The organism is Microbacterium abyssi (assembly GCF_015277895.1).
GTDB lineage: Bacteria > Actinomycetota > Actinomycetes > Actinomycetales > Microbacteriaceae > Microbacterium > Microbacterium abyssi.
This window is the reverse complement of the sequence record NZ_CP063815.1, coordinates 1,355,110-1,378,762: the sequence shown is the minus strand read 5'-3', so window position 1 is coordinate 1,378,762 and position 23,653 is coordinate 1,355,110. Positions and strand designations below refer to the sequence as shown.

Sequence of the window (23,653 nt, the reverse complement as noted above, 5' to 3'; positions counted from 1 at the left end):
CTCAGGGACCGGCTGGCCTGAACTGCGCTCAGCAGGAAGCCAGGGTCAGCGGGTCGTCACCACGGCCTCGTGGCGAACGGGGAAGTTCACGGAGTTCGCGATGAAGCACATCCGGTGCGCCTCCGCGTGCGCCTGCTCGGCGCGCTCGATCATCGCCGGCTCGGCGACGACGACCTCAGGGCGCAGCAGCACGTCCGTGAAGGCGCCCCCACTCCGCCCGTCCTCCGTCATCACGCCGATGGCGCGATCGCGATACGACACCACCACGACGCCCGCGGTGACGCAGGCGTGCAGGTACGAGAGCAGGTGGCATTCGGAGAGCGCGGCCAGCAGCAGGTCCTCCGGGTTCCAGCGCGTGGCATCCCCGCGAAACGGCTTGTCTGCGGATGCCAGGACATCCGGCTTGCCGTCGACCGACAGCGTGACGTCCCTGGCGTACTCGCGGTATCCGCTCGTCCCCGTGCCGAGATCGCCGGTCCAGGTCGCGGTCAGCGCGTAGTGGTGTTCTCCGAGAGCCATGGCTGAAGTCTCGCATGCCGCAGACGGCCGCGCGCCGCATCCCCGGATAGGCTGGAGCGGTGCTGGAGACTCTCACCGTCGCGGATGCCGTTGAACTCGCCGTCGTCGAACGGAGCGGGTTCGTCGAATCCCGCCACGCCGGCGCCGCGATCGTGCTCTCCCCGGACGGCGAGGTCGTGCGCAGGCTCGGCGATCCCGACGCCCTGTTCCTCCCCCGTTCCAGCCTGAAGCCCCTCCAGGCCGTCGCGTGCATCACCGCCGGTGCCGACCTCGAAGGCTCGCAGCTCGCACTCGCGTCGGCGAGCCACGCCGGCACGGATCGGCACGCCGACGTCGTGCGCGACGTCCTCGCCGGCGGAGGCCTGACCGAAGACGCGCTCGCCTGCCCGCCCGCGTGGCCGGGCGACACCGCCACGCGTGACGAGCTCGTCCGCGAGCACGGCCGGCCGACCCGCATCCGCATGAACTGCTCCGGCAAGCACGCCGCGATGCTGCGTGCCTGTGTCGCGACGGGCTGGCCGACCGAGGGCTACCTCGACACGGCGCATCCGCTGCAGCTGCACATCCGCGAAGTGATCGAGAGACTGACCGGCGAGCGGATCGCGCACACCTCGGTCGACGGCTGCGGCGCCCCGGTGCACGCGATCACCCTCACCGGCCTGGCACGTGGCATGCACCGCATCGGGACGGCCTCGGAGCGCTCCCCCTTCGCCCTGCACCGCGTCGCCGGCACGCTCGTGCGCGCCGTGAAGGAGAACCCCTGGACCATCGACGGTCCCGGTCGGCCGGACACCATCGCGATCGAGCGGCTCGGGGTGTTCGCCAAGGGCGGCGCGGAGGGCGTCATGGTCATGGTTGCCCCGAACGGCGCGACCGTCGCCGTGAAGATGCTCGACGGCGCCGGACGCGCCGCGACGATCGTCGCGGCGACGCTCCTGGCGCGCGCCGGAGCTCTCAGCGACACGGATGTGGCGTCGCTGGCCGAAGAACTTCCCCTCGCCGTCCTCGGCGGTGGGAGCGACGTCGGGATGATCCGTCCCGGCGCCGGCATATGATGCCCTGACCCGGGGCCGCACAGTCCCTCGATGAAGAGGGCGGAGAGGAATCACGATGAGGATCAGCGTCCCCACCGAGATCAAGAACAACGAGTACCGCGTGGCCCTGACGCCGTCGGGAGTGCACGACCTCGTCGCCGCAGGTCACGAGGTCTTCGTGCAGTCCGGCGCCGGCGTCGGGTCTTCGATGCCGGATGCCGAGTACGCCGACGCGGGCGCCACGCTGCTGGATGACGCGGCGGAGGTCTGGGCGCGCGCCGAGCTGCTCCTCAAGGTCAAGGAGCCGATCGCGAGCGAGTACGGCCACTTCCGCGACGATCTGACGCTGTTCACCTACCTCCACCTGGCCGCGGACCGACCGCTCACCGATCGGCTGATCGCGGACGGCATCACGGCGATCGCATACGAGACCGTGCAGCTCCCGAACGGCAGCCTTCCGCTGCTCGCCCCCATGAGCGAGGTCGCCGGCCGGCTCGCGCCCCTGGTCGGCGCGAACACGCTCATGCGCTCGAACGGCGGTCTCGGACTGCTGATGTCCGGCGTGCCGGGCACGCGACCGGCGAGAGTGACCGTGATCGGAGGCGGCGTCGCCGGTGCGAACGGAGCCGTTATCGCCAGCGGCATGGGAGCGGATGTCACCGTGTTCGACACGAACATCCCGCGGCTCAGGATGCTCGACGATCACTTCGCGGGGCGGGTGAAGACTGCGGCATCCAACCCGCTGGACCTGCGCAGGGCGGTGCTGGACTCCGACCTCGTGATCGGCTCCGTGCTGATCCCCGGTGCGCGCGCACCGAAGCTCGTCACGAACGAGATGGTCGCGCAGATGCGGCCGGGGAGCGTGTTGGTGGACATCGCCGTCGACCAGGGCGGATGCTTCGAGGACACCAGGCCGACCACGCACGCCGATCCGACGTTCGCAGTGCACGACACGGTCTTCTACTGCGTCGCGAACATGCCCGGAGCGGTGCCCAACACCTCGACGTCTGCGTTGACGAACGCCACGCTGCCGTACGTGCGCAAGATCGCCGCGCACGGCTGGCGCAGCGCGCTGGGCGCCGATGCCGCCTTCGGCGCCGGCCTGAACGTCGCCGCGGGCGCCGTGATCAACGAAGGGGTCGCGCTCGCGCACGGTCTGGACGCCGAGCCATTGGACTCGGTGCTCTGACGCTCACTGCTCGGGCGTGACGCGCCTCGTGGCGGGATCGAGCTGCGGCACGATCAGGCGACGTGGCGCACGACCGTCCACGATGCTCCACGCGCGTCCTCTGTGCGTCTCGGCATACGGAGGGAGCTCACGGCACGCGGCGAGGGTGCGCAGTTCGGTCGGGCATTCGGCGAGCACGAGCATCTCACCGTCGACGCGGATCCGCTGCCACAGCGCCCACTGCCGCTGCCAGCCCTCGGCGTCGCCGACGATGATCCGCCGCGGCGTCTCGATCGACGCGGACTGATCGCCGACCGGAATCACCTCCCGGTCGGGGTACGCGGTGCGCAACGCCTCGACGACGCGCCGGACTCCCGTCGCGACGACGCCGACGACATCTGCTGCGGGCCTCCACACTGCCGGCGCCGTGGCGGCGGTCTCGAGTGCATGATCGGTCCAGGCGATCTGGACCTCGCGGTCGCCGACCCGCGCGCGCCCGGGAGGCCGATCGCGGAGATAACCGTCGCTGTCTCCTCCCGCGGCGAGGTGCTCCAGCTTCGTGCTCGTCCTCAGCAGCATCCGCACCGGCAGCGAATCGATGACACGGGCGAGCTGCCCCGTCACGCGTGCCGTCGTGACGACCACTGTGCACCCCTGCGCGGTGGCAGAGCGGATCAGCTTCTCCAGCCGCTCCAGAACGAGCACACCGTGCTCGGCGGGCAGCTCCGACACGAGCCGATCGATGTCGTCGCACAGCACCAGGCGCGGTGCCGCATCCAGCCCCTCGGCGAGATCGGCGATCACATCCCAGGCGGACTCCGGCTCGGCCGGGATCAGCACCGCGTCGTCGCACTGCGCGGCGAGGAGCCGGAGTACCGCCGAGCGACCCGACCCGCCGCCGCCGACGACCGCGATGCCCCTGTCGACGCCCGCCCGCAGCGTGAGCGGCGTCTGCCGTTGCCGCTCGGGCTCATCGCAGAGCCCGAGGAGCAGTGTGCGCTCATCGCCGTGCCCGCGCGAGAGGTCTTCCAACAGGAGCCGGCTCGGCAACGGAGGGAGCCACGGGCTGGGAGGGGCCGCGGCGTCCGGCCACCGGGTTCCCGCCACGCGCAGATCGCTGGCGCCCGTGAGCGCGATCCGCGTGGCCGCGGCCTCGGAGTCCTGCGGTCTGCGGACGAACGCCAGGCCACGTGATCCTGCACCGCCGGGGAGGCCCGCGGCATCATCCGAACCGATGACGAGCCTGCTGTCGGCCGCATCCGTAACGCGCAGGCTCACGCGCAACGGGCAGTTCGTCGCCAGTGCGTCGCGGATGACCCCTGCCGCCCGCTGCGTGCCGAGGATCAGGTGCATGCCCAATGCGCGCCCGCGCGCGGCGATGTCGGTGAACACGACAGCGAGATCCGGATGCTCCTGCAGCAGCGCCGCGAACTCGTCCACGACGATCACGAGCCGGCCGAGCCGGCCGTCCGTCTCGGCGATGTTGCGCGCCCCGAGGTCAGCAAGCACTGCTTCTCGCCGACGAAGCTCCGCGGTCAGGCTCTCCACGCCTCGCCGCGCTCCTTCGTCGTCGAGATCGGTCACGACAGCGGCCACGTGCGGCAGGTCGCGGAGCGGGTCGAATGCCGTCCCGCCCTTGAAATCGGCGAGCACGAACGCCACGGTCTCGGGGCTGTGGGAGCGCGCGATCGACGCGATCCAGGTGACGAGGAGCTCGCTCTTGCCCGAGCCCGTCATTCCGGTGACGATCGCATGCGGCCCGTCCTCGACGAGATCCAGCACCAGATCACCGCGCTCCGTGCGGCCGATCGCCGCCGCGAGACCGGCGCCGTTCGGGCTCGGCGCGGCATCGAGATCGACGAGCGCGACGGCATCCGGCAGCCGGACAGACTCGCCCTCTCGCGCCACGCTCATCTCGGCGATCGCGACCGCTTGCGGGCGAGAGAGGCATTCGACGGCGATGTCCTCGGCGCCCGAGGTCGTCCGCAGACGGGCGCGTGAGGGATCGACGATGTCGACGACTGTGGTGACGCCCTCCGGAACCTCGCCGTCGTCCGCACACAGTCTCAGCTGAGCGGACGCATCGGACGCATCGCCCTCGCCGAAAGTCACGGCCAGCCGCCACGCGCCGCGGTGAGCGCGCCTGGCATGGGGAAGCCCGCTCAGGCCCAGCGCCTCCATGCCGTCTCCGCTGAGCGCGAGCTGTGACGGCGAATGACGCAGGCACAGCTGCACGATCAGCGCGCGTGCCGCGGCCGCGACGACGGGCTCAGGTCCACGTAGGCACGCACCCCGCCCCATCGGCACCACGAGCGGAGCATCCTCCAGGCGAGCTGCCCGCTCCCGGAACGCCCGCGTCCGCTCGTTCTCCTCCCCCGTCACACGCAGTGCACTGCGCCGGGATCCGGAGCCGATGACGATCGGCGTCTTCTCGTCGACCGGCTGCAGGTCACGCAGCGGCGGCTCCTGAAGGTTCGCCGCGGCATCCGGGTGCACGCGCCGCAGCTCGCTGCGTTCGCGCCGGTGACGGCTCCGCAGATCCTGCTCGGCGCGACGCCAGTCCGCGGCCTCTTCCTGCGTCGCCCTGCGCCTCGTGCGTCGACGGGTGCGCACTCCGTCGATCAGCGAGGCGCCGATCATGAGCGGCCCCAGGGCGGCGAAGCACAGCGCGAACACCGAGCCGGTGATGAGCCACAGCACGACGCCGCCGGCGATCGGTACGACGGCGGCGAGGACGGGAACAGACTGGCGTGCCGGCTCCGCAGCGGCGACGGGGAGCGTCAGGGGTTCGAGATCCATTCCCCCATTCCAGGGGATCGCGGATCAGCGGATGCCGTTGTCCACAGCTCTGCGCGCTATCGGTCGTCCTCGTCGGATGTGGAGGGCGACTTCTCGACGGTCGCGATCCTCGCGGTGTCGGCATCCGCTTCGTCGTCGGTGTCGCCTGTGCGCTCCACCTGCACCACGATCAGCGTCACGTTGTCTCTGCCGCCGTTCTCCAGGGCCGCGGCGAGCATCGCGTCGACCGCATCGGCAGGATCCTCATGCTCGCGCAGGAAGTGCTGGATACCGTAGTCGGTGAGCTCCTTCGTCAGCCCGTCCGAGCAGATCACGAATCGGTCGCCGTCCAGCACCTCGATGCCGAGGTAGTCGGGCGGGGTGAGCTCGCTGGCACCGACCGCACGCGTGATGACGTTGCTGTACGGGTGCCCCTCCGCCTCTTCAGGGCTGAGGCGACCCGAGCTGATCAGCTCCTGGACGACGGAATGATCGGTGGTCACCTGCACCAGGCGCTGCTCGCGCAGCAGGTAGACCCGGGAATCGCCGATGTTCAGCGACACCCAGCGCGGCTCATCATCGACGATGTCGAAGAAGACGCCCGTCAGCGTGGTGCCGGTCCCCTCGTCCGTCGTGTCGGGGTGCGATGCGATGTCTTCCACCGCGTGAACCAGCGCGTCCTCGATCGCACCGGTCGTCACCTCACCGGATTCAACGACCGACTTCAGCCGCGCCACGGTGCTCTGGCTGGCGATCTCGCCACCGGCATGACCGCCCATGCCGTCAGCGACGACGAACAGCGGATACTCGGCGAGGAATGCGTCCTGGTTGTTGTCACGGCGCAGGCCGGTGTCGGTGACGCCCGCCCAGGTCAGCGTGATCTCGTCACAATCGGTGACGGCGACGCGATGGGAATGCGTGGTCGTCTCAGACAAATGGGGCCTCCGTGCGGGAAGCGGCGTGTCGGGCCATACACCTACGTTATCGGAGCATGGCGCGAAAACGGCGCGGGGCCTCGATCAGATCGAGAGCCCCGCGCCGATTCGACGTTACGCAGGCGGTTGGTTGGGATTCGCCGGCGGCTGGTTGGGACCCGCCGGCGGTGCGGGCGGCGCCGGCGGTGCGGCTGGAGGCGGTGTCGTCGGCGGCGTGTTCGGCGCTGCCGGCGGGGTGCTCGGCGCCGGCGGCGGAGTCACCGGCGCGGACGGGGCTGCCGGCGGAGTGGCCGGACCACCGGGTGCCGGCGGCTGGTAACCGGGCTGCTGGTGACCGGGCTGCGGGTAACCCTGCGGCGGCATGTAGCCCTGCGGTGCGCCGTAGCCGGGCGCGGAGCCGGCTGCCGGGGCGGCGGAAGGCTGCACCGGGACGCCGTCCCAGACGGTGCGGTCGCCGAAGAAGGCGTTTCCGCCCCACGGCGCCGCCGGGATGTGCGCATTCCAGCGCGACTTGTCGAAGGCCATGATGCCGAGCCAGACGATCGACAGGAAGATGTAGAGGACGACCCAGGCGCCCTCCTTCTGCAGCTTCTGCCCGACGCGATACGCGGCGAGCACCATCAGGACGAAAGCGGCGATGCCCACGATCTGTCCGATCACCGGGACCCAGCTGAGCAGGATCGTCGCGCCGATCGCGTACAGGATCAGCCAGGGACTCAGATCGCCCAGCTTCATGAAGATCATGCTGTTGTACACCGGGACCCACGCGCGCCACTTGCCCTGCACGCCGGCCTTCTCGAAGATCTTCATCAGGAACAGCGACGTCAGCACGTAGGCCGCGATCGCCAGGATGAAGCTGAAGAGGATGACGATGCCGAGGAAGGCCGCCGCACCAGTGTCGTAGTAGTAAGAACTCATTAGCCCCTCCGTGGAGTCAGCGACGCATTCCGCATCGCGTGAAACACACTAGCGTGACTGCGAACCAGCGCAACAGCCACACGCGGCGGGTGTCAGGACGCGACGATGAGCTCGATCACGCCGCGCTCTTCCGCACGGCGGACCAGGATGCCCCGAGACGTCGCCCAGGTCTCCAGGCCGCGCAGACCGCGCACTCGGGGCCGGTCCTCGGCCAGCGTCCTGACGAGCTCGCCCTTGGCCTTCTTGTTGAAGTGGTTGAGGGCTCTGCCCTGCTCTGTCACGACGCGGACGTACACCGACGGGACCGAAGCCGGGACAGGGCCGAGCACCACATACGCCTCGCTGCGGAGATCCAGGACGAACGTCGGCTCCTCCTGCGCGATCGCGGAGCCCACGGCATCCGCCCAGTGCCTGCGCAGCGGCGCGATGCCCGGCAGGGAGGTCCCCGCCGCCAGGCGGTACGACGGGATGCCGTCGAGGGCGCCGATCGGCCCGAACGGCGCCGCGTGCACCCAGACGTGCGCTCCCAGCCATCTGCGCGCCGGCGTCGTCAGGGAGGCCGCATCCAGCGCGTCGTAGAGCACACCCGTGTAACGGTCGACGGCGGGCATCGTAGGCGCACTGCGCAGCACCCGGTTGTGCGCGATCTCGTCGAGCTGACGATCGCTGAGCTTGAGCACACGCTGCGACTCGGCGGGATCGTCCGCGAGCGACACGAGCGCGTCGACGACCGCCGCACGCCGAGACCCGAGCACAGGCAGGGCCAGAGCATCGAGGTCCAGTGGCGCACCGGAGCCGCCGGGTCGCTTGGTCTCGGAGGGAGGAAGGAGGATCTTCATGAGTACCCGTACAGGCGCGAACGCGCCCGTCTGCCACCGGGCCGGCGGCCGACGGGCGCGTTAGCGGTGAGATGTGTCAGGCGATGAGCGCCGCGTTGCCCGCGACGATCGTCAGCTGGCTGCCCTCCATCGAGAGGAAGCCGTCCTGCGCGTTGGCCAGCACCTTGGTGCCGTCCAACTGCGTGATGCGGACCTCGCCCTCGGCGAGGATCGCGAGGATCGGCTCGTGGCCGGTCATGATGCCGATCTCGCCTTCGACGGTCTTGGCGACGACGAGCGACGCCTCTCCCGTCCAGACCTCCGCGTCCGCGGAGACGAGGCTGACCTGCAGTGCCATGATCAGCCGTTCTCCTTCTGGATCTGAGCCCACTTCTCTTCCACGTCGGAGATGCCGCCGACGTTGAAGAAGGCCTGCTCGGCGACGTGGTCGAACTCGCCCTTGGCGATGGCGTCGAACGACTCGATGGTCTCCTTGAGCGGAACCGTCGAGCCCTCGACACCGGTGAACTTCTTCGCCATGTAGGTGTTCTGCGAGAGGAACTGCTGAATGCGGCGTGCACGGGACACGACGATCTTGTCCTCTTCGGAGAGCTCGTCCACACCGAGGATCGCGATGATCTCCTGCAGTTCCTTGTTCTTCTGGAGGATCTGCTTGACCGTCGTGGCGACGCGGTAGTGGTCCTCGCCCAGGTAGCGGGGGTCCATGATGCGCGACGTCGAGGTCAGCGGGTCGATGGCGGGGTACAGACCCTTCGACGCGATCTCACGGCTGAGTTCGGTCGTCGCGTCGAGGTGCGCGAACGTCGTGGCCGGAGCCGGGTCGGTGTAGTCGTCGGCGGGGACGTAGATCGCCTGCAGCGAGGTGATCGAGTGGCCGCGGGTCGACGTGATGCGCTCCTGCAGCACACCCATCTCATCCGCGAGGTTCGGCTGGTAGCCCACGGCGGAGGGCATGCGGCCCAGCAGCGTGGAAACCTCGGAACCGGCCTGTGTGAAGCGGAAGATGTTGTCGATGAACAGCAGCACGTCCTGCTTCTGCACGTCGCGGAAGTACTCCGCCATCGTCAGAGCCGACAGCGCGACACGAAGACGCGTCCCCGGCGGCTCGTCCATCTGCCCGAAGACGAGGGCGGTCTTGTCGAAGACACCCGCCTCTTCCATCTCGGCGATCAGGTCGTTGCCCTCACGGGTGCGCTCACCGACACCGGCGAACACGGACACACCACCGTGGTCCTGTGCGACGCGCTGGATCATCTCCTGGATGAGGACGGTCTTGCCGACGCCGGCACCGCCGAACAGGCCGATCTTCCCACCCAGCACATACGGCGTGAGGAGGTCGATCGACTTGATGCCGGTCTCGAACATCGTCGTCTTCGACTCGAGCTGGTCGAAGCTCGGAGCCTTGCGGTGGATCGGCCAGCGCTCGGTGATCTCGATCTGCTCACCGGGCTCGGCGTTGAGCACCTCGCCGATGACGTTGAAGACCTTGCCCTTGGTGACGTCGCCGACCGGAACCGAGATGGCCTCGCCGGTGTCGCGCACCTCCTGGCCGCGGACCATGCCGTCCGTGGGCTTGAGGGAGATCGCGCGAACGAGGTCGTCACCGAGGTGCTGCGCGACCTCGAGGGTGATCTCGGTCGACTCCTCTCCGATCACGATGGTGGTCTTCAGTGCGTTGTAGATGTCCGGGATCGAGTCGTGCGGGAACTCGATGTCGACGACCGGGCCCGTGACGCGTGCGACGCGCCCGACGACCGCGGTCCCAGCCTCAGCTGTGGCGGTGGGGGTCATATCTTCGTCTCTTTCTTGATGGTCTATTTGCTCGACGAGAGGGCGTCGGCGCCGCCGACGATCTCAGCGATCTGCTGCGTGATCTCCGCTTGACGCGCATTGTTGCGCAGGCGGGTGTAGTCGGTGATGAGCTTGTCGGCGTTGTCGCTTGCGGACTTCATCGCCTTCTGCGTCGCGGCCTGCTTGGCGGCCGACGACTGCAGCAGGGCGTTGAAGACCCGGCTCTGGATGTACACCGGCAGGATCGCATCGAGCACGGTCTCGGCATCCGGTTCGAACTCGTAGAGCGGGTAGACCGCCCCAGCCGGTTCAGGGGATGCCTCGTTCTCCACGATCTCGAGCGGAAGCAGGCGTACGGTCTCGGGCGACTGCGTCATCATGCTGACGAACCGGTTGTAGACGAGGTGGAGTTCGTCCACGCCGCCATCCTCGCCACCACGGTTGAACGCCTCGAGCAGCGTGGCCGAGATCTCTTCCGCGGTCTTGAAGTGCGGGGTGTCGGTGTCGCCCGTCCACTCAGCGGCAGCCTTGATGCCGCGGAACTGGAAGTATCCGACAGCCTTGCGACCCACCAGGTAGTACACCGGCTCGCTGCCCTGAGAGCGGATCAGCTCGCCGAGCTCCATCGCCTCGCGAAGGATCTGCGAGTTGAAGGCTCCTGCCAGGCCGCGGTCCGACGAGAAGATGACGACGGCGGACCGGCGGATCGTCTCGGGCTCGCGGGTGAGCGGGTGATCGACGTTGGAGTACGTCGCGACGGCGGAGACGGCCTGCGTCACAGCCCGCGCGAAGGGCGACGACGCGCGAACGCGCGCCATCGCCTTCTGAATGCGCGAAGCCGCGATGAGCTCCATCGCCTTCGTGATCTTCTTGGTCGTCTGAGCAGAGGAGATCTTCTGCTTGTAGACCCTGAGTTGTGCGCCCATTTTCAGTACCTCACGCGATTACGCGCGACGACCCTTGACGATCTTCTCCTGGTTGACGTCGTCCACGTCCTGTGCGGCGTGCTCCTCGCTGCCGACAGCGCCGATGGACTGGCCCTTGCCGCCCTGGAACTCGAGGACGAAGGCGTCGACCTGCTTCTCGAGCTCAGCCACGGTGTCGTCACCGAGCACGTTCGTCTCACGCAGGGTGTCGAGCACCTTGGTGTTGCGACGCAGGTGGTCGAGCAGCTCGCGCTCGAACCGCAGCACGTCCTCGACCGCGATGGTGTCGAGTTTGCCGTTGGTGCCGGCCCAGATCGAGACGACCTGGTCCTCGACCGGATAGGGCGAGTACTGCGGCTGCTTGAGCAGCTCGGTCAGACGCGCACCGCGGTCGAGCTGACGACGCGATGCCGCGTCGAGGTCGCTCGCGAACATCGCGAAGGCCTCGAGCGAGCGATACTGCGCCAGCTCGAGCTTCAAGGTTCCGGAGACCTTCTTGATGCTCTTGACCTGCGCATCACCACCGACTCGCGACACCGAGATACCCACGTCGACCGCGGGACGCTGGTTTGCGTTGAAGAGGTCGGACTGCAGGAAGATCTGGCCGTCCGTGATCGAGATCACGTTGGTCGGGATGTAGGCCGAGACGTCATTGGCCTTGGTCTCGATGATGGGAAGACCCGTCATGGAACCGGCGCCGAGCTCGTCCGACAGCTTCGCGCAGCGCTCCAGCAGACGGGAGTGCAGGTAGAAGACGTCACCGGGGTACGCCTCGCGCCCCGGCGGGCGACGGAGAAGAAGGGACACTGCGCGGTAGGCCTCGGCCTGCTTTGACAGGTCGTCGAAGATGATCAGGACGTGCTTGCCGCTGTACATCCAGTGCTGGCCGATCGCCGAACCCGTGTAGGGAGCGATGTACTTGAAGCCGGCGGGGTCCGAGGCGGGTGCCGCGACGATGGTCGTGTACTCCATCGCACCGGCGTCCTCGAGCGCACCCTTGACGGAGGCGATCGTCGAGCCCTTCTGGCCGATGGCGACGTAGATGCAGCGGACCTGCTTGTCGACGTCACCCGACTCCCAGTTCGCCTTCTGGTTGATGATCGTGTCGATCGCGATGGCCGTCTTGCCGGTCTGGCGGTCGCCGATGATCAGCTGACGCTGACCGCGGCCGACGGGGATCATGGCGTCGATCGCCTTGATGCCGGTCTGCATCGGCTCGTGCACGCTCTTGCGCTGCATGACACCGGGCGCCTGCAACTCGAGCTCGCGGCGGCCCTCGGTGGCGATCTCGCCGAGACCGTCGATCGGGTTGCCGAGCGGGTCGACGACGCGGCCGAGGTAGCCGTCGCCGACGGCGACCGAGAGGACCTCACCCGTGCGGCGGACTTCCTGACCGGCCTCGATCCCGGCGAAGTCGCCGAGGACGACCGTGCCGATCTCATGCTCGTCGAGGTTCAGTGCGAGGCCCTGCGTGCCGTTGGCGAACGTGAGGAGCTCGTTCGCCATGACGCCGGGCAGGCCCTCGATGTGGGCGATGCCGTCCGCAGCGTCCATGACGGTGCCGACCTCGGTCGCTGCCGCGCCGGTGGGCTCGTACGCAGCGGCGAAGTCCTTCAGCGCGTCGCGGATGACGTCGGGGCTGATCGAAAGTTCTGCCATTGTCTTCCCTTTGTATCTGGGTGCGCGGTTTCCCGCGCGAAGTCGTATTAGCCCGCGAGCTTCTGTCGAAGTTCGGCGAGCCGCGCGGAGATGCTGCCGTCGATGACGTCGTCGGCGACCTGCACACGCAGTCCGCCCACAACCGTGGGGTCGATCACTTCATTGATCGAGACCTGACCGTCGTAGCGCCCGGCCAGTGCGTCGCCGAGCCGGGTGCGCTGAGCAGCCGACAGCGGGGATGCCGTGTGCACCGTGGCGACGATGCGGCCGCCCTGCGCCGAGACGATCTTCATCGCCCGGTTCAGCAGCTGACGCACGCGGCGCCCACGGGGCTGACGCACCAGCGACGAGACGATGAGGATGGTCGCGGCACTGGCCTTGCCGCCGAGGAGCTTCTCGACGAGAGCGCCCTTCGCGTCGTCGTCGCCCAGTCGTCCGCCGAGCGCGAGCTCGAGTTCCGCGTTGGCTGCGATGATGCGGAGGAAAGAGAACAGCTCCCCCTCGATGTCCGCCCGAGGCTCAGCGATCGCCGTGGCGCGGATGGCCAGCTCTTCGATACCGCCGACAAGGCCTTCGGCATCCGACCAGCGCTGCCCCACGGCAACCGAGACGACCTGACGAGTCGCGCTCGAAGTGCCGGCGAACACCGACGCGACGAGCTTCTCCCGCAGATCCTCCGGGGCGGCCGGATCGGCAAGCGCGCCGCTCAGCTGCCCGGATTCGCCCACCAGACGCGCCACGGTGAACAGCTCACCGGCCGTGTCGAGGGTGACGTCCTTCGCCTGCGCGAGGGCCGCCGTCGAAGCCGCGAGTGCCTGAGTGGTCGCGCTGCCCATTACTTGGCCGCCTTCTCTGAGGCCTCGAGGTCTGCGAGGAAGCGATCCACGACTGCGGTGGCACGCGCATCATCCGACAGCGTCTCGCCGACCACGCCACCGGCGAGGTCGATCGCGAGCGTCCCGACCTCGGAACGGAGGGTGACGAGCGCCGACTGACGCTCTGCCTCGATCTGGGTCTGCGCTGCAGTGGTGACGCGTGCGGCCTCGGCGGTCGCGGTCTCCTTCGCCTCGGCGATGATCTTCTTGCCGTCCTCACGGGCGGCTTCGCGGATCTCACCGGCCTCGGTGCGCGCCTCGGCGAGCTGACGGGTGTACTCCTCGAGAGCCGCCTCCGCCTGCTTCTGCGCCTCGTCGGCCTTGGCGATGTTGCCCTCGATGGCGGCGGACCGCTCGTCGAGCATCTTCGCCACGTTCGGGAGCGCGACCTTCCACGCCACGAGCAGGATGATGACGAAGCAGACCGCTGACCAGACGATGTCGTACATCGCCGGCAGAAGCGGGTTGTGCTCCGCCTCCTCGGCTGCGAGCGTGACAAGAGCGTTCAGCATCCTGTCTCCTTACGTGTGGTGGGACGGATCAGTAGCCGAAGAGGAACGCCACGCCGATACCGACGAACGCGAGGGCCTCGGTAAAGGCGATACCGATCCACATGGTGCCCTGGAGCTTGCCGGACAGCTCAGGCTGGCGAGCGATGCCCTCGATCGTCTTGCCGACGACGATACCCACACCGATGGCCGGGCCGATGGCCGCGAGGCCGTAGCCGACGTTGGCGATCGAGCCGGTGATGTCGACGTTGATCTGGGCGAGAACAGAGATGGGATCCACTGGATCTTCCTTTCATTGTTGGGGAGCCGGAGCGCCCCGCTAGCTGTGATTAGTGTTCGTCCGCGACTGCGAGCTGGATGTAGACCGCGGTGAGGATGGTGAAGACGTACGCCTGGAGGAAGGCCACCAGGATCTCGAAGGCGGTGAAGGCGAAGCCGAACGCGAGGGTACCTGCACCCAGCACCGTCCAGAATCCGCCCATCGAGAAGATGAAGAACTGGGTCGCCGCGAAGAACAGCACCAGCATGAGGTGACCGACCATCATGTTCATCAGCAGTCGCAGCGTGAGCGTGACCGGCCGGACGATGAAGGTCGAGATGAACTCGAGCGGCGCCACGATGATGTACAGGGCCGGCGGAACTCCGGGCGGGAAGAGCGAGTTGCGGATGAAGCCCCAGGGGCTCTTCCGCAGGCCGGCGTAGATGAAGGTGACGTACGAGATCACGGCGAGCATCAACGGCACGGCGATGATGCTGGTTCCTGCGATGTTCAGCAACGGGATGACACCCGTGATGTTGAAGAACAGCACCATGAAGAAGATCGTGGTCAGCAGGGGAAGGAAGCGGTCGCCGTCCTTCTTGCCCATCATGTCGTGCGCGACGTTCACCCGAACGATGCTGAACAGCATCTCGATGATGCCCTGGCCGCGGCCGGGGATCAGCTTCAGCTTGCGGGTGCCGAGCCAGAGGACGAGGACGACGACGATCGTGGCGAGGAACTGCACCAGGTGGATGCGGTGAACCGAGAGCGGGCCGATCGAGAAGAGGATCTCCGGGAAGAATTCCGCGATCGACGGTGGGTGGAATTCATCCGTTGCGAATCGGACGAGGAGGCTCGCGGCGTGAGTCAACGTTGCTCCAGCTTCTGGGCATCGATCAGGATCGACGCGAAGATTGGGTGAGGGATTCGAGCGGATCTGAGCTTCTCGCACGACGCAAGCGCCCGTCCAGCGAATCCGGATTCAGACTATCAAGATTTTTTCAGGGTCACGAATCCTCGTGCTCCTCGGGGTTCCTCGTCGGCAGAGCGACGTCGGAGACGTGCGGAACGCGGAGGCGGCTGAAGGCGACGGCGTCGATGATCAGGCTCACCACGATGCCGGCGACGAGGGAGAGGAAGATCACTTCCGGTACGACCCAGCTCTGTCCGCGCAGGATGACGATCGCGGTGATGAAGATGACGAGCTTGAGCAGCCAGCCGCCCATCACGATCCCGAAGAACACCGTCGCGAACATCTCCCTGCCGTACCAGCGGTTGGCGATCAGCACGCTGATGGGGGTGAGAGCGAGGAAGATCACGGCGAGGCCTACGCCCGCCAGTCCGCTCCACAGGCCGTCCGTGCCGGCCACCAGGTAGCCGATCCCTCCCCCGAGCACGATGAGCGCGACGGCGGCGATGCCCGTCCAGAGGAGGACGGTGCGCAGCACCGGGTTGATCGCGGGAGCGGCGGGCTTTTCGGGTGTATCGCTCATCGGGTCTCCAGGGATGGGGCGGGCTCGGTGGGCTCGTGGGGAGCTGGGTGGTCTGCGGGTGCACGCGGCGCACGACGGGTGGGCAGCAGCGTGACGATCAGGCAGGCGGCGACGCCGACGATGCCGAAGGCGACGCCCGGCAGGTACTGCCCCACCCAGTCCTCTCGCGAACCGACGTACATCAGCAGGACCGCGAGCGAGATGACCGCGGTCCAGGCATAGAAGATGAGCACGGCGTCGCGGTCGCGGTGCCCGAGGTCGAGCATGCGGTGATGCAGGTGCTTCCGGTCCGGGGCGAACGGGGAACGCCCCGCGCGCATGCGGCGGAAAACGGCGAGCCCGAAGTCCAGCAGGGGCAGCATCACGACGACGATCGGGAGCAGGATCGGGATGAACGCACCCAGAAGCTGGGAGCGCCCGAACTCCTCGGAATCCATCGCGGCCGACGACATCTGCCCTGTGAGGGAGATCGCTGAGGTCGCCATCAGCAGCCCCATCACCAGTGCGCCCGAGTCGCCCATGAACAGCTTCGCCGGGCTCCAGTTCAGAGGCAGGAAGCCCGCGCACGCGCCGATCGCGACGGCGGCCAGGAAGGATGCCAGGTTGAAGTAGCTGCTCGCACCGGTGTCGCGTGTGAGGATGTAGGAGTAGGCGAAGAATACGCCGTTCGCGATGAGGCACACGCCCGCGACCAGTCCGTCGAGCCCGTCGATGAAGTTGACGGCGTTCATGACCACGACGATCGCGAACATCGTGACGGCGATGCTGACCCAGCTGGAGACGATGACCATGTCGCCGAGCGGCAGCGACAGGATCTGCAGACCGCCGACCACCGTGATTATGCCGGCCGCGAGGAACTGCACGCCCAGTTTGATGAACCAGTCCAGATCCCACAGGTCGTCCATGACGCCGATCACGGCGATCAGGAACGCGGCTCCGAGCACCGCCCACATCGTCTGGGGCGGCACCCACATGATGCTGAAGAACGGGTTCGCCGCCGAGACGCCGATCGCGGCCGCGATGCCGAGGAACATCGCCACTCCCCCGAGGCGCGGGGTCGGGGTCGTATGCACGTCGCGTTCCCGGATGCCGGGATAGAGCTTGAAGCGCAGGCTGAGCTGCCAGACCGCCCACGAACAGACGCCCGTGATGGTCGCCGTGAGGATGATCGTGAAGAGGTACTGCTTCACGCCGTACCGTCCGCTGTGCCCTCCGGCAACTCCTGCGGCTCGAGGAGCTCTCCGAGGATGCTCTCCAGCCGGCGCCGCGTGACGGCACCCTCGCGAAGGATGCGCACACGCGGCTCCGCCGCGTCCTCGGCGCCACGGCGCACCAGGGAAGTCGCGTCGATGATCGTGGAGGCGATCCCGGTCTCACTCGGTCCGCCGTCCAGGTACACGGCGACGCTGTCCCCCAGCATCCCCTGTGCCTCCTGAGCGGACGTCGCCGCGTTCCTGCCGGTGAGGTTGGCGCTGGACACCGCCAGCGGCCCGGTCTCCTCGAGGAGCTCCAGCGCGACGCGCTGATCCGGCATTCGCACGGCGACGGTGCCGAGCGTGTCTCCGAGATCCCAGGAGAGCGAGGGCTGCGCGGGAAGGACGATCGTCAGCCCGCCTGGCCAGAACTCGTCGACCAAGCGCTGCACGGGCTCGGGGATCTCCTCGACGAGCGCTGCCAGGGCAGACTGCCCTGCGACCAGGACCGGCGGCGGCTGGTCACGGCCGCGGCCCTTCGCGTCGAGCAGGCGCTGCACCGCCGACGGGGTGAACGCGTCGGCGGCGACGCCGTACACGGTGTCGGTGGGCATGACGATGAGTTCGCCGCGTGCGATCGCCTGACGCGCGTGGCGCATTCCGGCGAGCAGCTGAGCCTCGTCGCGGCAGTCGAAGAGTGAGGACATGACCTTGACAGTCTACGTGCACAGTCTCCGTCGAACGTGAGCTGCCGTCGCCCGAGGCCTCAGGGTCTGAGCGCCGTCGTCGCTCTGTCGCGCTGCGTGAGATCCCGCTGCGTCGTCGGAGCGCGCCAGCCGTCGTCGGCGAGCAGGGCGCGGATCTGCTCTCCTTGCAGTTCGCCGTGCTCGATGACGAGGAGTCCGCCCGGCCGCAGCAGCCGCATCGCCCTCTCGCTGAGCACCCGGACCACATCGAGCCCGTCCGGCCCGCCGTACAGCGCCATCGACGGGTCGTGCAGGCGCACCTCCGGATCCCTCGGGATAGCCGCGTCCGGAACATACGGGGGGTTCGAGATCACCACAGCAGCGGTGCCGTCGAGCTCGCCGAGCGTGTCGGCCAGGTCTCCCAGCACGAGCGTCACGTTGGCCGCATCCGCGGTGTTGCGCACCGCCCAGGCGTGCGCATCGGGCGAGAGCTCGACCGCGAAGACGCGCGCGTGCGGCACCTCGGTCGCCATCGCGAGCGCGATGGCACCGCTGCCCGTGCACAGATCGACTCCGATCGGCGCGGGGTCGGCATCCGCGAGCAGCGCGTCGATCGCGAACTGCGCGACCGTCTCGGTCTCCGGTCGCGGAACGAATACGCCGGGGCCGACCGCGAGCTCCAGGTGCCGGAAGGGCGCCAGCCCCGTGAGGTGCTGCAGCGGCTCACGAGCGGCACGGCGCGCGACGAGCGCATCCAGCGCTGCGGCATCCTCGTCGGTGAGGCGATCCCCGCGGATGAGCGCGGCCTGCACCTCGCCCCGTCGCAACCCGCGCACGTGCCCTGCGAGCAGCTCGGCGTCCACAAGCGGATCCGGGACCCCGGCGGCAACGAGACGCTCGGCTGCGGCGCGGACGGCTGCGGCGAGGGTCGTTTCCGGCATCCCCTCAGCGTACGTCGTCGCCGAGCGCCTCCTGTCACATTGGCCCCTGTCCCGCATCCGCTCGATAGGCTGTGAAGGCACCGTTCCGCGAGCGAAAGGCCAGCTATGTCCGGCATCCACAACGACATCACGACCGCCTTCGGCAACACGCCGCTGGTTCGCCTCAACCGCGTCACCGAGGGTGTCGGGGCCACCGTTCTCGCGAAACTCGAGTACTACAACCCGGCATCCAGCGTGAAGGACCGCATCGGCATCGCGATGATCAACGCCGCCGAGGCATCCGGTGAGCTCAAGCCGGGCGGCACGATCGTCGAGTCCACCAGCGGCAACACCGGAATCGCCCTGGCGATGGTGGGCGCTGCGCGCGGCTACAAGGTCATCCTCACGATGCCCGCCTCGATGTCGAAGGAGCGTCGGGTGCTACTGAAGGCGTTCGGCGCGGAGATCGTCCTCACCGACCCGACCAAGGGCATGAGCGGCGCGATCGAGGAGACCAAGAAGATCGTCGCCGAGACGCCCGGCGCCGTCTGGATCAAGCAGTTCGAGAACGCCGCCAACCCGCAGATCCACCGTGAGACCACAGCGCAGGAGATCCTGCGCGACACCGACGGCGACGTCGACATCTTCGTCGCCGGCGTAGGCACCGGCGGAACCGTCACCGGCACCGGCCAGGCACTGAAGGCGGCGAAGCCCGACGTGCAGGTGATCGCCGTCGAGCCGAAGGACTCCCCCGTACTCTCGGAGGGGCACCCCGGGCCACACAAGATCCAGGGCATCGGGCCGAATTTCGTCCCCGACGTGCTCGACCGCGACGTGCTCGACGAGGTCATCGCCGTCGAGTTCGCCGAGTCACTGCGCCTCGCCCGCGAGCTCGCGAGCTCGGAAGGCCTGCTGGTCGGCATGTCCTCGGGAGCGGCCCTTTCGGCCGCACTGCAGGTCGCCGCGCGTCCCGAGAACGACGGGAAGACCATCGTCGTCGTGATGCCTGACACCGGTGAGCGCTACATCTCCACGGCTCTGTTCGAGGATCTGCGCGAGAGCTGAACCCGCAGATGAGACCGATCTCGCGAATGCGCGAGGACATCGCCGCCGCGCGCCTGCGCGATCCCGCCGCGCGCACCGGGCTCGAGGTCGCGTTGCTCTACCCAGGCCTGCACGCGATCTGGGCGCACCGTGCCTCGCACGCCCTGTGGCGCCGCGGGCTGCGCTTCCTCGCGCGGGCGAACTCACAGATCGCGCGGGCGGTGACCGGCATCGAGATCCACCCAGGGGCGAAGATCGGCCGACGATTCTTCATCGACCACGGCTCCGGCGTCGTGATCGGCGAGACCGCCGAGGTCGGCGATGACGTCATGCTTTACCACGGGGTCACGCTCGGCGGACGCACCCGCGACGACACCGGGAAGCGGCATCCCACTCTCGCGAACGGCGTCGTCGTCGGCGCCGGCGCGAAGATCCTCGGCCCCATCACGGTCGGTCGCAACACCGTGGTGGGCGCGAACGCCGTCGTCACGAAGGATGCGCCGGAGGACAGCATCCTCACCGGCGTGCCGGCGCGCGCACGCAAGCGGCGCGGCCACGACGACTTCAGCGACCTCCGTCTCGCGTCGGACTACTCGATCTGAGCCGTCACCGCCCGCGCCTCTCTTTCGCCTCGCGCTTGAGGAAGATCAGCGGCAGCAGCACCGAGCCGAGCGCCGTGATGAGCCAGACGATTACGGAGCCCAGGATCCAGCCGGCGGCATCTGTGATGCGCAGACCCCCGATCGGGAGCAGCACGACGACTATCAGCGCGATCAGCGTGGAGAAGATCCCGATGCCGCCCAGCAGCACCGGTGCGTAGCGGTCGGCGAGCTTGGCGATCCACGGACTCAGCACGCTCTGCAGGATCGCGAAGATCACGATGCAGATCACGAATCCCCACCACTGGTTCCACTGGATTCGGAACCCCTCGAGGGCCAGGTCGGCCACGATGAGACCGAGCCCCGCGGAGGCGAGGTACATGACGGTGCGGAACAGGAACGTGATCACGCCCTGAGCATAGTGCGTCAGGAATCCTGCCCGACAGCGGCCAGGCGCGCTTCCTCATCGGCGAGGATCGCCGATTCGATCAGAGGATCCAGAGCGCCGTCCATCACCTGGTCGAGGTTGTACGCCTTGTACCCGGTCCGGTGATCCGCGATGCGGTTCTCCGGGAAGTTGTAAGTGCGGATGCGCTCTGAGCGGTCCATGCCGCGGATCTGTGATTTCCGTGCGTCGGATGCTGCAGCGTCGAGCTCCTCCTGCTGCTTGGCGAGGATCCTCGCCCGCAGCACCCGCATGGCCGCCTCACGGTTCTGCAGCTGCGACTTCTCATTCTGCATCGAGACGACGATGCCGGTCGGAAGGTGGGTGATGCGCACTGCCGAGTCGGTGGTGTTCACGGACTGACCGCCCGGTCCGGAAGAGCGGTACACGTCGATCTTGAGGTCGTTCTGGCTGATCGCGACCTCTTCGGGCTCGTCGACCTCGGGGAACACCAGCACGCCCGTGGTCGAGGTGTGGATCCGACCCTGCGACTCGGTTGCGGGCACGCGCTGCACGCGGTGCACCCCGCCCTCGTACTTCAAGTGCGCCCAGACACCCTGCGCCGGGTCCGACGAGGAGCCCTTGATCGCGATCTGAACATCCTTGTAGCCGCCGAGATCGGACTCGTTGCGCTCCAGCAGCTCAGTCTTCCAGCCCTTGTGCGCGGCGTACTGCATGTACATCCGCAGTAGATCCGCGGCGAACAGCGCGCTCTCGGCGCCGCCCTCGCCGCCCTTGATCTCGAGGATCACGTCCCGGGCATCGTCGGGGTCGCGCGGGATCAGGAGTCGCCGCAGCCGCTCCTGAGTCTGCGCCACGTTCTCCTCGAGCGCGGGGATCTCCTCGGCGAACGCGGTGTCATCCTTCGCGAGCTCGCGAGCCGCGTCGAGATCGTCGGATGCCGCGATCCACGCGTCATGCGCGGCGACGATCCGACTCAGCTCGGCGTAGCGGCGATTGACGCGCTTCGCGCGGGCGGCGTCGGCGTGCACCGCCGGGTCGGAGAGCTCCTCCTGCACCCGGCGGTGTTCGTCGATGAGTGCCTTGACGGACTCGAACACGCGTCTGCTCCGGTCAGATCAGCGGATGCTGTTCTCGTGGCTGTGGCTGGAGCCACCGGCCGCGGGAGCGGGCATCGACTTCTGCATCTGCACGAGGAACTCGACGTTCGACTGCGTCTCCTTGAGCTTCCCGAGCACGACCTCCAGGGCCTGCTGGGTGTCGAGGCCGGCGAGGGCGCGGCGCAGCTTCCAGGTGATCTTGACCTCGTCCTGCGACAGCAGCATCTCCTCGCGGCGCGTGGACGACGCGTTGACGTCGACGGCGGGGAAGATGCGCTTATCGGCGAGCGAACGCGAAAGGCGCAGCTCGCTGTTGCCGGTGCCCTTGAACTCCTCGAAGATGACCTCGTCCATCTTGGAGCCGGTCTCGACGAGAGCGGTGGCGAGGATCGTGAGCGATCCGCCGTTCTCGATGTTGCGCGCGGCACCGAAGAAGCGCTTCGGCGGGTAGAGAGCCGCAGCATCGACGCCACCGGTGAGCACGCGGCCCGAGGTGGGCGTGGCGATGTTGTAGGCGCGTCCGAGACGGGTGATCGAGTCGAGCAGCACGACGACGTCGCGGCCGAGCTCCACCAGGCGCTTGGCGCGCTCGATGGCGAGCTCGGCGACCGTGGTGTGGTCCTCGGCCGGGCGATCGAACGTCGAGGCGATGACCTCGCCCTTGACAGTGCGCTCCATGTCGGTGACCTCTTCGGGGCGCTCGTCGACGAGCACGACCATGAGGTGGACCTCGGGGTTGTTCTGCGCGATCGCGTTCGCGATCTGCTGCAGCACGATGGTCTTGCCGGCCTTGGGAGGCGCGACGATGAGGCCGCGCTGACCCTTGCCGATCGGGGCGACCAGATCGATGATGCGCTGCGTGAGCTTCTCAGGCGCGGTCTCCAGGCGCAGACGCTCCTGCGGGTACAGCGGCGTCAGCTTGCCGAACTCGACGCGGGTGGCGGCGTCGTCGACGGACAGGCCGTTGATCGAGTCGACCTTGACCAGTGCGTTGTACTTCTGGCGTCCCTGCTGCTCGCCCTCACGGGGCTGCTTGATGGCGCCGACGATCGCGTCGCCCTTGCGCAGGTTGTACTTCTTCACCTGGCCGAGCGAAACGTACACGTCGCTGGCGCCGGCGAGGTAGCCGGTGGTCCGCACGAACGCGTAGTTGTCGAGCACGTCGAGGATGCCGGCGATCGGGATGAGGACGTCGTCCTCGCCGATCTCGGTCTCGAACTCGTCTGCTGCACCTGTGCCGCTGCGGCGCTTGTTGCGCTGGCGGCCGCGCCCATTGCCGTCGTCGTCCGAGACGGTGCTCTGCTGCGTGTCCTGGCCGTTCTGCGAGCCGTTCTGGCCGCGACCGCGGTTACGGCTGCGGTTACGGCTGCGGCTGCGGCCGGAGCCCTCTTCACCGTCGCCCGCGTCGCCGTCGGACTCGGTCTGCGGCTGCTCGGCCTTCTCGGACTGCGCGCCCTTGTCGCCCTTGGCCTTCTCGGGCTTCTGCGTGCGCTTCGCGTCGGCATCGGCCGAGGCGTCGGCCGCGGGCTTCTCGTCTGCGGATGCTTCGGCGGGCTTCTCATCGGCCGGGGCCTGGTCGGCCTTCTTGGGACGGCGGCCTCGGCCGGTCGTCTTGGGCGCTGCCTCTGCAGGTGCGTCCGCCGTGTCGGATGCCGCCGTATCGGATGCTGCTGCCGTGGTGTCCGTCTCGGTCGGAGCAGCCTCGGCGTCCGCCTTCTTGGCACGGCTGCGGCGCGGAGCCTTCGCCTTCGGCGCGGCCGCCTCTGCGGGAGCCGCGTCGGCGGCCGGTGCATCGCCAGCCGCCACGGCGTCAGGAGACGCCTCAGCGGCCTGCGCCTGCTCGGCCTTGGCAGCGGCGGTGGCCGTGCTCGCCCTGCGCGGTGCGCGCTTGCGCGGTGCGGTCGTCTCGGCCGCTGCGGCTTCGGCAGCGGGCGCCTCGGCGACGGGTGCCGCCTGGTCGTTCTGGGTCTCGGAGAAATTCTCCACGAGTACTCCCTTATAT

24 protein-coding genes are annotated in these 23,653 nt (G+C 68.2%); 4 read left to right on the top strand and 20 right to left on the bottom strand.

Annotated features, from left to right (window positions below):
- Positions 1-45: 45 nt before the first annotated feature.
- Positions 46-519, bottom strand: coding sequence for an OsmC family protein (locus IM776_RS06660; protein ID WP_194422204.1), 474 nt, complete (start codon positions 517-519; stop codon positions 46-48).
- 59 nt (positions 520-578) lie between these two features.
- Here IM776_RS06660 and IM776_RS06655 point away from each other — a divergent pair, with 59 nt between their 5' ends.
- Positions 579-1,574, top strand: a complete 996-nt coding sequence (locus IM776_RS06655; RefSeq protein ID WP_194422203.1) for an asparaginase — start codon at positions 579-581, stop codon at positions 1,572-1,574.
- A gap of 55 nt (positions 1,575-1,629) precedes the next feature.
- On the top strand, positions 1,630-2,742 hold the full coding sequence (gene ald, locus IM776_RS06650) for an alanine dehydrogenase (RefSeq protein ID WP_194422202.1): 1,113 nt from the start codon (positions 1,630-1,632) through the stop codon (positions 2,740-2,742).
- Between the two features lie 3 nt (positions 2,743-2,745).
- Here the strand turns inward: ald and IM776_RS06645 are convergent, their stop codons facing one another.
- From IM776_RS06645 to prmC, 16 genes are all read right to left on the bottom strand, one after another.
- Positions 2,746-5,520: an FtsK/SpoIIIE domain-containing protein gene (locus IM776_RS06645; protein ID WP_194422201.1), complete on the bottom strand. Its 2,775-nt coding sequence runs from the start codon at positions 5,518-5,520 to the stop codon at positions 2,746-2,748.
- A 56-nt stretch (positions 5,521-5,576) separates the two neighbouring features.
- Positions 5,577-6,434 (bottom strand): PP2C family protein-serine/threonine phosphatase, encoded by an 858-nt coding sequence (locus IM776_RS06640; RefSeq protein ID WP_194422200.1) that lies wholly within the window; start codon positions 6,432-6,434, stop codon positions 5,577-5,579.
- 114 nt (positions 6,435-6,548) lie between these two features.
- Positions 6,549-7,352 carry a DUF5684 domain-containing protein gene (locus IM776_RS06635; RefSeq protein ID WP_194422199.1) on the bottom strand — a complete coding sequence of 268 codons (804 nt, stop codon included), beginning with the start codon at positions 7,350-7,352 and terminating at the stop codon, positions 6,549-6,551.
- A gap of 92 nt (positions 7,353-7,444) precedes the next feature.
- Positions 7,445-8,191, bottom strand: coding sequence for a YaaA family protein (locus tag IM776_RS06630; protein ID WP_194422198.1), 747 nt, complete (start codon positions 8,189-8,191; stop codon positions 7,445-7,447).
- A gap of 76 nt (positions 8,192-8,267) precedes the next feature.
- Complete coding sequence (locus IM776_RS06625; RefSeq protein ID WP_194422197.1) at positions 8,268-8,528, bottom strand: F0F1 ATP synthase subunit epsilon; 261 nt, start codon at positions 8,526-8,528, stop codon at positions 8,268-8,270.
- Positions 8,529-8,530: 2 nt separating this feature from the next.
- A complete protein-coding gene (gene atpD / locus IM776_RS06620) occupies positions 8,531-9,982 on the bottom strand; it encodes a F0F1 ATP synthase subunit beta (protein ID WP_194422196.1) in 1,452 nt (483 codons plus the stop codon).
- Positions 9,983-10,005: 23 nt separating this feature from the next.
- Entirely contained in the window at positions 10,006-10,908 is a 903-nt protein-coding gene (locus tag IM776_RS06615; RefSeq protein WP_194422195.1) for a F0F1 ATP synthase subunit gamma, read from the bottom strand.
- Positions 10,909-10,926: 18 nt separating this feature from the next.
- Positions 10,927-12,567, bottom strand: a complete 1,641-nt coding sequence (atpA, locus tag IM776_RS06610; RefSeq protein WP_194422194.1) for a F0F1 ATP synthase subunit alpha — start codon at positions 12,565-12,567, stop codon at positions 10,927-10,929.
- A gap of 47 nt (positions 12,568-12,614) precedes the next feature.
- Complete coding sequence (locus tag IM776_RS06605) at positions 12,615-13,403, bottom strand: F0F1 ATP synthase subunit delta (protein WP_194422193.1); 789 nt, start codon at positions 13,401-13,403, stop codon at positions 12,615-12,617.
- The gene (locus IM776_RS06600; protein ID WP_194422192.1) at positions 13,403-13,954 is read right to left on the bottom strand and encodes a F0F1 ATP synthase subunit B; all 552 of its coding nucleotides are present in this window, start codon (positions 13,952-13,954) and stop codon (positions 13,403-13,405) included. Before IM776_RS06600 ends, IM776_RS06605 begins: the two co-directional genes overlap by 1 nt.
- Before the next feature lie 28 nt (positions 13,955-13,982).
- Positions 13,983-14,231 carry a F0F1 ATP synthase subunit C gene (gene atpE, locus IM776_RS06595; protein WP_147037730.1) on the bottom strand — a complete coding sequence of 83 codons (249 nt, stop codon included), beginning with the start codon at positions 14,229-14,231 and terminating at the stop codon, positions 13,983-13,985.
- 49 nt (positions 14,232-14,280) lie between these two features.
- A complete protein-coding gene (atpB, locus tag IM776_RS06590) occupies positions 14,281-15,081 on the bottom strand; it encodes a F0F1 ATP synthase subunit A (RefSeq protein WP_194422191.1) in 801 nt (266 codons plus the stop codon).
- 136 nt (positions 15,082-15,217) lie between these two features.
- Entirely contained in the window at positions 15,218-15,703 is a 486-nt protein-coding gene (locus IM776_RS06585) for a Cg1360 family ATP-synthase-associated protein (protein ID WP_194422190.1), read from the bottom strand.
- On the bottom strand, positions 15,700-16,893 hold the full coding sequence (locus tag IM776_RS06580; RefSeq protein WP_194422189.1) for an MraY family glycosyltransferase: 1,194 nt from the start codon (positions 16,891-16,893) through the stop codon (positions 15,700-15,702). Before IM776_RS06580 ends, IM776_RS06585 begins: the two co-directional genes overlap by 4 nt.
- Entirely contained in the window at positions 16,890-17,603 is a 714-nt protein-coding gene (locus IM776_RS06575; protein ID WP_194422188.1) for an L-threonylcarbamoyladenylate synthase, read from the bottom strand. Before IM776_RS06575 ends, IM776_RS06580 begins: the two co-directional genes overlap by 4 nt.
- A 59-nt stretch (positions 17,604-17,662) precedes the next feature.
- Positions 17,663-18,523, bottom strand: coding sequence for a peptide chain release factor N(5)-glutamine methyltransferase (gene prmC, locus IM776_RS06570; RefSeq protein WP_194422187.1), 861 nt, complete (start codon positions 18,521-18,523; stop codon positions 17,663-17,665).
- A 105-nt stretch (positions 18,524-18,628) separates the two neighbouring features.
- On the opposite strand from prmC, the gene cysK reads away from it, so the two are divergent.
- Both cysK and epsC read left to right on the top strand, forming a co-directional pair.
- Positions 18,629-19,567, top strand: coding sequence for a cysteine synthase A (cysK, locus tag IM776_RS06565; protein ID WP_194422186.1), 939 nt, complete (start codon positions 18,629-18,631; stop codon positions 19,565-19,567).
- Positions 19,568-19,575: 8 nt separating this feature from the next.
- Positions 19,576-20,148, top strand: a complete 573-nt coding sequence (gene epsC, locus IM776_RS06560; RefSeq protein ID WP_194422185.1) for a serine O-acetyltransferase EpsC — start codon at positions 19,576-19,578, stop codon at positions 20,146-20,148.
- A gap of 4 nt (positions 20,149-20,152) precedes the next feature.
- Here the strand turns inward: epsC and IM776_RS06555 are convergent, their stop codons facing one another.
- Genes IM776_RS06555 through rho form a run of 3 tightly spaced genes read right to left on the bottom strand, consistent with a single transcriptional unit; the run spans position 20,153 to position 23,637 of the window.
- Positions 20,153-20,554, bottom strand: coding sequence for a phage holin family protein (locus tag IM776_RS06555; RefSeq protein WP_194422184.1), 402 nt, complete (start codon positions 20,552-20,554; stop codon positions 20,153-20,155).
- Between the two features lie 17 nt (positions 20,555-20,571).
- On the bottom strand, positions 20,572-21,651 hold the full coding sequence (gene prfA, locus IM776_RS06550) for a peptide chain release factor 1 (RefSeq protein ID WP_194422183.1): 1,080 nt from the start codon (positions 21,649-21,651) through the stop codon (positions 20,572-20,574).
- Between the two features lie 18 nt (positions 21,652-21,669).
- On the bottom strand, positions 21,670-23,637 hold the full coding sequence (rho, locus tag IM776_RS06545; RefSeq protein ID WP_194422182.1) for a transcription termination factor Rho: 1,968 nt from the start codon (positions 23,635-23,637) through the stop codon (positions 21,670-21,672).
- Between the last annotated feature and the right edge of the window lie 16 nt (positions 23,638-23,653).